Here is a 1,440-nt window from a genome sequence, read left to right as displayed (position 1 = left end):
CTTATGTATACTTTATATCGTAAATTACTTTGTTCCCTCAACTCTCATATACAAAATGGTATTTGGGGCTTTCTATGTTTCTTGTTTCACGTTCACCTCATATGTGAACTGGAAACTGAATGAGGAACGCTACAACGTCTTCCTGAACGCCCTGGAAGCCAAGATCCAGCACAATGAGGCGACCGAACGCGGCAAGGCCCTGCTGAGGTTGTCGCGGACCGATCCGCTCACGGGTCTGGAGAACCGGCGCGCGATCGACGAGAAGCTGCGAGACTACTGGAACGATTGGCAAAAGGTCGGCACCAGCTTTGGGGCGATCCTCATCGACGTGGACTTCTTCAAGAAGTTCAATGACTGCTACGGCCATCAGGAAGGCGACCGCTGCCTGATCCATGTCGCCAATGCCCTTAGCGATATGATCAAACAGTATAATGGCTCCATCGGCCGCTATGGCGGCGAAGAGTTCATCGTCCTGGCTCGCATGGAGAAAAAGGAGCAGATCCTGGACATTGCGGAAGCCATTTGTAGCACGGTGGAGAACCTGGCTCTGACGCACGAACTGCGGCGCGACGGCGTCTCGATCGTAACGGTAAGCGTTGGCGCCGCATTCACCCGGACGCAGACCGGGGCCAAGCTGGAGAAAATCATTCACGAGGCCGATCGCGCTCTCTATCTGGCAAAAGCCGGCGGCCGAAATTGTGCCCGGCTGTTCGATCCAACCGACCCGCAAAGCAGTGACGAGAGCGAGAACATTGCGGCTTTGCTGAAGATCGCGATCGGCCAGAATCTCGTTTCACTCGTTTACCAGCCTATCCAGGATGTCAAATCGGACCGGGTTGAAGCGGTGGAGGCTCTGATGCGCCTCAAGATGCTCGACGGCACATCGGTTCCGCCGAGCCTGTTCATTCCGGTCGCCGAACGGACCGGCGCGATCCTGGAACTCGGGCGCTGGGCGATAAGGACAGTGTGCGCCGAACTGCTGGCGGACGACCACGTCCGTGTCGTCAGTGTCAACGTCTCCCCGATCCAGCTCAAGACACCGGGCTTCGCGACGTCGGTCGCGACCATTCTGGGCGAGACCGGCGTCGCAGGCAGCAGGCTGGCCTTCGAGATCACCGAAGGGCTGGAGATGGAGATGCACTCCGACATCCTGCGCTGCATCAGCGACCTGAAGCTGCTCGGGATCAAGATCTGGCTTGATGATTTCGGGACCGGCTTCGCGGGTCTTTCGTGGCTTCGCCTGATCGATTTCGATACGGTGAAGATCGATCGCTCGTTTCTGCATGACTGCAGCTCCCCGAGCGGCAAGGCGATGCTGCAGGACATTATCACCCTGGTTCGAAATCGATCAGGCGAAGCCACGAAAGACCCGCGAAGCCGGTCCCGAAATCATCAAGCCAGATCTTGATCCCGAGCGGCTTCAGGTCGCTGATGCAGCGC

At 57.4% G+C, this 1,440-nt stretch carries 1 pseudogene; it reads left to right on the top strand.

What is annotated here, in order from left to right:
• Positions 1–1,348: pseudogene (locus EN994_RS31280) on the top strand (GGDEF and EAL domain-containing protein); the annotation flags it as partial.
• Positions 1,349–1,440 lie beyond the last annotated feature (92 nt).

The sequence above is a fragment of the Mesorhizobium sp. M7A.F.Ca.CA.002.09.1.1 genome, assembly GCF_003998555.1.
Classification (GTDB): domain Bacteria; phylum Pseudomonadota; class Alphaproteobacteria; order Rhizobiales; family Rhizobiaceae; genus Mesorhizobium; species Mesorhizobium ciceri.
This window is presented reverse-complemented; position numbering and strand designations above follow the sequence as displayed.